This is a genomic window from Streptomyces sp. YS-3, from assembly GCF_045257485.1.
GTDB lineage: Bacteria > Actinomycetota > Actinomycetes > Streptomycetales > Streptomycetaceae > Streptomyces.
The window spans coordinates 24,916-32,566 of record NZ_JBJHPC010000019.1; the positions used below are offsets into that span (position 1 = coordinate 24,916).

Annotated in this window: 4 protein-coding genes and 2 tRNA genes; 1 reads left to right on the forward strand and 5 read right to left on the reverse strand. The window is 70.4% G+C overall.

Going from position 1 to position 7,651, the window contains the following annotated elements:
* Positions 1 to 131: 131 nt before the first annotated feature.
* On the reverse strand, positions 132 to 1,601 hold the full coding sequence (locus ACJA3G_RS03600) for a catalase (protein ID WP_406551382.1): 1,470 nt from the start codon (positions 1,599 to 1,601) through the stop codon (positions 132 to 134).
* Positions 1,602 to 1,726: 125 nt separating this feature from the next.
* Between ACJA3G_RS03600 and ACJA3G_RS03605 the strand changes: the two genes are divergently transcribed.
* A complete protein-coding gene (locus ACJA3G_RS03605) occupies positions 1,727 to 2,143 on the forward strand; it encodes a Fur family transcriptional regulator (RefSeq protein WP_406551383.1) in 417 nt (138 codons plus the stop codon).
* 146 nt (positions 2,144 to 2,289) lie between these two features.
* Here ACJA3G_RS03605 and ACJA3G_RS03610 read toward each other — a convergent pair.
* The 4 genes from ACJA3G_RS03610 to ACJA3G_RS03625 form a co-directional block, all read right to left on the reverse strand.
* Positions 2,290 to 2,366, reverse strand: a tRNA-Met gene (locus tag ACJA3G_RS03610).
* A 72-nt stretch (positions 2,367 to 2,438) separates the two neighbouring features.
* A complete protein-coding gene (locus tag ACJA3G_RS03615) occupies positions 2,439 to 4,253 on the reverse strand; it encodes a sel1 repeat family protein (protein WP_406551384.1) in 1,815 nt (604 codons plus the stop codon).
* A gap of 172 nt (positions 4,254 to 4,425) precedes the next feature.
* Positions 4,426 to 4,499, reverse strand: a tRNA-Met gene (locus ACJA3G_RS03620).
* Between the two features lie 68 nt (positions 4,500 to 4,567).
* Entirely contained in the window at positions 4,568 to 7,483 is a 2,916-nt protein-coding gene (locus ACJA3G_RS03625) for a UPF0182 family protein (RefSeq protein ID WP_406551385.1), read from the reverse strand.
* Between the last annotated feature and the right edge of the window lie 168 nt (positions 7,484 to 7,651).

A 7,651-nucleotide genomic window follows, 5' to 3' on the forward strand; every position in this document is an offset into this window, starting at 1 on the left:
GCACGGAGCGCGAGCGCGCACGGAGCGCGACCGCGCACAAGGACGTGCGCACGCCCCGGGGCACGCGCGGAGGGCCGGCCCCCTCGGGGAACCGGCCCTCCGACTGCCTACGGCAAGCGATCCAGTGCTGTTCAGCCGCGCAGGGCCTGGACCGCGGCCTCCAGCCGCTTGCCGAAGTCTGCGTCCGCCCTGCGGAAGTTCTCGATCGCGCGCTCGGCGATGTCGTCGCGCGAGACCTTGGCGATGAAGCCCGACAGGTTCTCGATCAGCCGGGTCTTCTCGTCCTCCGAGTACAGCCGGTACAGGTTGCCCGCCTGGACGAAGTCGTCGTCCTCGGCGTGCAGCGGGGCGGTGTGGCTGCCCGTCACGTCACCGACCGGGACCGGCTGCCACAGCGGACGGCCGGTCTGCTGGGGGCCGCCGAAGCTGTTCGGCTCGTAGTTCTTCGCGCCCTTGTGGCGGCCGTCGTAGAGCTGACCGTCACGGGAGTTGGTGCGCGCCTCGGTGGCGTGCGGACGGTTGACCGGCAGATGGTCGGCGTTGATGCCGACGCGGTAGCGGTGCGCGTCGCCGTATGCGAAGAGGCGGCCCTGGAGCATCTTGTCGGGGGACGGGCCGATGCCGGGCACGAAGTGCGCCGGGCTGAAGACCGACTGCTCCACCTCGGCGAAGATGTTCTCCGGGTTGCGGTTGAGCTCCAGCTTGCCGATCTCGATCGGCGGGTAGTCCGCGTGCGGCCACACCTTGGTGAGGTCGAACGGGTTGAAGCGGTAGGTCGCCGCGTCGGCCGCCGGCATGATCTGCACCTGCACCGTCCAGGACGGGAAGTCGCCGCGCTCGATCGCCTCGCGCAGATCGCGCTGGTGGCTGTCCGGGTCCTCGCCGGCGAGCTTGTTGGCCTCGGCCTGGGTGAGGTTCTTGATGCCCTGGTCGGTCTTGAAGTGGTACTTGACCCAGAAGACCTCGCCCGCCTCGTTGTTCCACTGGTACGTGTGCGAGCCGTACCCGTTCATGTGGCGCAGCGTGGCCGGGATGCCGCGGTCACCGAAGAGCCAGGTCACCTGGTGGGTGGACTCGGGGCTCAGACCCCAGAAGTCCCAGACGTTGTCGGCCTCCTGGGAGCCCGTGTACGGGTCGCGCTTCTGGGTGTGGATGAAGTCGGGGAACTTGATGGCGTCCCTAATGAAGAAGACGGGCGTGTTGTTGCCGACCAGGTCGTAGTTCCCCTCCTCGGTGTAGAACTTCAGCGCGAAGCCGCGCGGGTCGCGCACGGCGTCGGCCGAGCCGAGGTTGCCGGCCACGGTGGAGAAGCGCAGGAACGTCTCGGTCTGCTTGCCGACCTCGGAGAGGAACTTGGCGCGCGTCCACGGCGTGACGTCCCGGGTCACCGTGAACGTACCGTACGCGCCCGCACCGCGGGCGTGGACTATGCGCTCCGGGATGCGCTCCCGGTTGAAGTGCGCGAGCTTCTCCAGGAGCGACTGGTCCTGGAGGAGCACCGGGCCGCCGGCCCCCGCGGTCTCGCTGTTCTGGTTGTCGGCCACCGGCGCGCCGGCCTCCGTGGTGAGCGGTCCCTGCGTCACGTGCGCCTGCTGCGTCATTCCTGCGAGTCCTGTCCCTTGGCCTGTGTCGTATCCGATCCTACAATGGACTTTGTCCAAATCAAACAGCAATCCAAAGTCACACCCGTTCGGGATACGCTCCCCCGACTGTTAGGCTGGCCCTTATGAGTGACCTCCTTGAACGACTCCGCGGACGCGGCTGGCGCATGACGGCCCAGCGGCGTGTGGTGGCCGAGGTCCTCGACGGGGACCACATGCACCTGACGGCGGACGAGGTCCACGCGCGCGCGGTGGCCAAGCTGCCCGAGATCTCCCGCGCGACCGTCTACAACACGCTGGGCGAGATGGTGACGCTGGGTGAGGTCATCGAGGTCTCGACGGACCGCCGCGCCAAGCGGTACGACCCGAACGCGCACCGGCCGCACCACCACCTGGTCTGCGCCCTGTGCGGCGCGATCCGCGACGTCCACCCGACGGGCGACCCGCTGGCGGAACTTCCCGCGGCGGAGCGCTTCGGGTTCACGGTGTCCGACGTAGAGGTCACCTACCGGGGGGTCTGCCCGGACTGCGCCACGGCCTAGGGCGGCGGCGTCGGGTTGCCGGCGGACGAGGACGGGCCCGGTTTCCGCTGCGGTCCGTGCGCGGCCGGGCTGGCGGTCTCCCCGCGCCCCCTTGCGGCGAGAAACGACTCAGGGCCCGGATCTATTGGATCCGGGCCCTGAATACTTGGTAGCGGGGACAGGATTTGAACCTGCGACCTCTGGGTTATGAGCCCAGCGAGCTACCGAGCTGCTCCACCCCGCGTCGGTGAACCCAACAGTACGTCACCGTGCGGACCAGCGCAAACCCGATCGGCCGCCCCCCGCTGGCGCGGCGCTACGCCGTCAGCTCCTCGTGCAGGGCCTCCCGCAGCCGGGCCGCCCGCTCCGCCACCTCGGCCGGACCGAGCTCCACCGCCCGCGCGCACCACCGCTTGCCCTCCGCCAGCTCCCCGCACCGCGCGGCGAGCAGCGCGAGCCGCAGCGCGGCGCGCCCGTGCCCCGCGTGGGCGGCCCGGGCCCACCACAGCGCCGCCTCCCGCTCGCGGCCCTCGCGGGCCAGCAGCAGCCCGAGGTTGAAGGCGCCGTTGCGGCTGCCCGCCTCGGCCGCCTCCCGGTACCAGCGCGCGGCGCCCTCCTGGTCGCCGCGGGCCGCCGCCAGCATGCCGACCCGGACCTGGGCGCGCCGGTGGCCCTGGGCCGCGGCGCGCTCGTACCACTCCTCGCACTCCGTCTTCTCGGCCACCGGCTCGCCGAGGACCGGCGCGCCCGGCGGCGGCTGGCGCGCGTCGAGGACGGTGGCGAGCCGGAACGCCGCCTCCGCGCTGCCGCCGCCCGCCGCGCAGCGCAGATGCCGCTCGGCCGCGGCCTCCTCGCCGTCCCGCAGCAGCGCCATGCCGACCTGGAGGGCCGCCTCGGTGTGCCCGGCCGCCGCCGCCCGCTCGTACCACTTCAGGGCGGTCCGGTCGTCGTCGCGGCTGGCGAAGAGGATGCCCAGGTTGAAGGCCGCGTCCACGCTCCCCGCCTCGGCCGCCTTGGAGAACCACGGCTCGGCGCCGGTCGCGTCGCCGGCCTGGAGCAGCAGCACGGCGAGCGCGTTGGCCGCCTCGCGGTGGCCCGCGTAGGCGGCGCGCCGGTACCACTGCTCGGCCTGCGCGGTGCGCTCCTGGGCGGCGCAGAGCAGCGCCAGGTTGTACGCCCCGTTGTCGTCCCCGGCGTCCATCGCGGCGCGGTACCAGCGCTCGGCGGTCTGGGTCTCGCCCCGGGCCGCGTGCAGGGCGCCCAGCGCGTTGGCGGCGTTGCCGTCGCCGTCCTGGGCGGCGCGCAGCCACCACACGGCCGCGCTCTCCTCGTCGCCCGCGTCCCGGAGCAGGAAGCCGAGCGCGCAGGCGGCCTTGGCCTCGCCGTCCTTGGCCGAGGTGAGGTACCAGCGCCCGGCTTCCTTCAGCTCGCCGCGCTTCTCCAGGATCGCGCCGAGGTGCAGCGCGGCCCGCCGGTGCCCGCGCGCGGCGGCCTGGCGGTACCACTGCTCGGCCTCGGCGCTGCCGGCCCCGGGGTCCGCCTCGGGCTCGACAGCGATGTCAGGCTCGGCGCCGGCACGCTCGCCGCGCCGGTCGATGAGCCGGGCGAGACGGTACGCGGCCTCCCGGTGGCCCTGCTCGGCCGCGGCGCGCAGCCAGCGCTCGGCGCCCACGTCGCCGCGGTGCTCCAGCAGGTCGGCCAGGGCGTACGCCCCCAGCGCGTGGCCCTGTTCGGCGGACTGGCGCAGCCAGTACTCGGCGGCCGGCTCGTCGCCGCGCTCACGGTAGTGCCGGCCCAGCGCGTGGGCCGCGGCGGCGGAGCCGGCGACGGCGGCGATGCGCCACCAGCCGGCCGCCTCGTCGGCGTATCCGCGCTGGTGCAGCAGGACGCCCAGGTTGTTGGCCGCGGCGCGGTCGCCCTCGGCGGTGGCGCCGCGCAGATAGGGCTCGGCGCTGTCGAGGTCGCCGCGGCGCAGCAGCAGGGATCCGAGAACGCTCATGGACGCGGCGTCGCCGCAGTCGGCCGCGCGCCGGTGCCGTGCCTCGGTCTCGGCATCGGCGGCGTCATCGGAGCGCATCCGCGCAAACCGCCCTGTCTCCAACAGAGTTGCCCTGTCCCCCATAAATACCATCGTCGCACCACCAGCTACCCGCGTACACCTGGTATACCGCAGCCAGAGAGGTCACTTCAGCGTTTTGTCGACATGCCCACAGAGAGATAAGCCAAACGCAGCAGAGGCACATCCGGACAGCGCAAATCGACGAGGGCCCGGATCCTGATGGATCCGGGCCCTCGTCCGTGAGTAGCGGGGACAGGATTTGAACCTGCGACCTCTGGGTTATGAGCCCAGCGAGCTACCGAGCTGCTCCACCCCGCGTCGGTGAACACAACGTATCACGACGCGGGACGGAGCCCGACCGGATAATCGGCCGAAGGGCCCGGTACTCAGCCGCTCCCTCCCCCGCCGGAGCCGCCGGCCGGGGCCCCTCCGGAGGTCCCCTTCGCCTTGGACTCGGCCTCGGCGGCCCGCTGGAGCGCCGTCTGGAGGTCCTGCTGGGCCTTGCCGTACGCCGCGAAGTCGCCCTTCTGCAGCGCCTTCTGGCCGTCGTCGTACGCCTTCTGGGCGTCCTTGATGGCCTGTTCCACCGTGGCATTGGTCCCGGTGGCCGGCGGCTTGGTGGTGTCCGTCGGCGGCTTGGTCGCGGGCGGCTCGGCGCCGTCCACGCCGAACACCGCGTTCAGCGCCTGCGCCAGGGTGTCCTTGAAGACGGTCCTGTCCCCGTAGGAGACGCCGACCTTCTTCAGGAGGGGGTAGTTGGCGGAGCCACCGCGCGCGTACACCGGCTCGATGTACAGGAACCCGCCGCCCAGTGGCACGGTCAGCAGATTGCCGTAGTCGATCTCGGAGTCGCTGCCGCGCAGGTTGCGGACGAACTCGGCGACCTCCGGGAGGCCGTTGAGCTTGCTCTGCACCTGCTGGGGGCCCTGGACGTTGTCGGTGACCCGGAGGAGTCTGATCGTGCCGTAGTCCTTGCTGGCCGCGTCCGCGTCGATCGCCATGAACCCGCCCAGGTTGGGCCGTCCGTTCGGCGTGAACGTCGTCGTCAGGGAGAACTTGTTCCCCTGCGTCTCGGCGCCCGGCATCTTCATCGACAGGTAGTACGGCGGGACCGCGACGCCGTCCTTGTTGGTCGGGTCGTCCGGCACCTGCCAGGCGTCACTGCCGCTGTAGAACTGCACGGGGTCCGTGACGTGGTACCGGGTCAGCAGCTCGCGCTGGACCTTGAACATGTCCTGCGGGTAGCGAAGATGGGCGAGCAGGTCGTCCGGGATGGCGGCCTTCGGCTTCACCGTGTGCGGGAACGCCTTCATCCAGGTCTTCAGGACCGGGTCCTTGGTGTCCCACTGGTACAGCGTCACCGTGCCGTCGTACGCGTCGACGGTGGCCTTCACCGAGTTGCGGATGTAGTTGACCTGGTTCTGCTGGGCCACCACCGCGCGCTGGCGGGTGGTCAGCGAGTCGGCCGTCGTCTCGCCCAGCGTCGTACGCGAGGCGTAGGGATAGCCGTTGGTCGTGGTGTACGCGTCGACGACCCACTGGATCCGGTTGCCGATCTTGGCGGGGTAGGGGTCGCCGTCGATGGTCAGCCACGGGGCGACCGCCTCCACCCGCTGCTTCGGGGTGCGGTTGTAGAGGATCTTCGAGCCCTCGCCGATGGCTCCCGAGTACAGGATCTGCGGCTCGCTGAAGGCCACCGCGTACGCGGCGCGGTTGAAGGGGTTGGAGAGGCTGACCCCGCCCTTGCCGTCGAAGCTCGTCGTCTTCTGGCCCTTGCCCTCGGACTCGTAGTCGAGCTCCTTCTGCGGACCGCCGACGATCGAGTACTGCTCGGTCTTCTCGCCGTAGTAGATCCGCTGCTCGTACCGGTCGAACCGGCCCGCGGTGGGCAGACCCGACTCGGTGAAGTCCGGGGAGCCCGTGGAGTCCACGCTGGTGCCCTTGGCCGCGATCATCCCGTAGCCGTGGGTGTAGGTGAAGTGGTCGTTGATCCAGTTGCGCTTGTCGATGCCGTTGAGGTTCAGCTCACGCAGCCCGACGACCGTGTCCTGCTCCTTGCCGTCCTTGTCCGTGTAGCGGTCCACGTCCAGCGGTACGGCGAACTGGTAGTACTTGCGCTCCTGCTGGAGCTGCTGGAAGGCGGGGGTGACCACGTTGGGGTCGATCAGCCGGTAGCTGGCCGCCGTGTCGGCGTCGGCGCGCAGCTTGGCGTTGTCCTCCGCCGCCGTCGTCCCCTTGTAGTCCCGCACCTCGGTGCGGTCGATGCCGTACGCCTCGCGCGTGGCGTCGATGTTCTTCTGGATGTACGGCGCTTCCTTGGCCTGCTCGTTCGGCTGGACCTGGAACTTCTGCACGATCGCCGGGTAGAGCCCGCCGATCAGGATGGCCGAGAGGACCATCAGGCCGAAGCCGATCACCGGGAGCTGCCAGGTGCGGCGCCACAGCGTCGCGAAGAAGAGCAGCGCGCAGATGACGGCGATGCAGAACAGGATGGTCTTCGCCGGCAGATAGGCGTGGGCGTCCACGTACCGCAGACCCGTCCAGTTGCTGCTGGCCTTGAAGTCGCTGGACTTCACCGCCAGGCCGTACCTGTCCAGCCAGTACGCCACGGCCTTCAGGACGACGAAGACGCCGAGCAGCACCGACAGGTGCCCGGTGGCGGCGCCGGTGGCCCGCGCTCCGGGGCTGGTGATCCGCAGCCCGCCGTACAGGTAGTGCGTGAGGGCCGCGGCGATCAGGGACAGCACGGTCGCCGCGAAGCCGAAGCCGACCAGGAACCGGTACCAGGGCAGGTCGAAGGCGTAGAACGACACGTCCAGATGGAACTGGGGGTCCTTCTGCCCGAACGGCACCCCGTTGACCCACAGCAGCCAGGTGCGCCACTGCCCGGAGGCGGAGGCCCCGGCGATCAGGCCGACGAGCGCGGCGATGCCGAGGAGCAGCCACTTCTTGAACGGGGCGATGCCCATCCGGTAGCGGTCCAGGCTCTGCTGCTCCAGCGACATCGCGCTGAGCGGCGGTCGCAGCCGGTGCGCCAGCCAGATGTTCAGCCCGACGGCCACGGCCATCAGGACGCCGAAGAAGGAGAACAGGCCGATCTTGGTCCACAGGGTGGTGGTGAAGACGGACGAATAGTGCACCGAGCGGTACCAGAGCCAGTCCGTCCAGAACCCGGCGAACATGACGAAGATCATGGCCAGCACGGCCAGGATGCCCAATGTCATGAGCAGGGTCCGGACGCGGCGGGACGGCCGGCCGACTCTGATCCGTGGCCCGGACGGGCCTCCGCCGCGGTCCGGCATCTGGAAAGCCAAGGTGCGCACCTCGAAGTTAGCTGTCGATTGAGCAGGCCCCGCGATCGTAGAGCCCACTCATGCAACTTACTGAGGCTTTACTCAGTTCCCGATCCGGGGGTGAAAGAGGGCAGGATGTTGGCCATGTCCAACGTTTCCCCCTCCGGCCCCCCGATG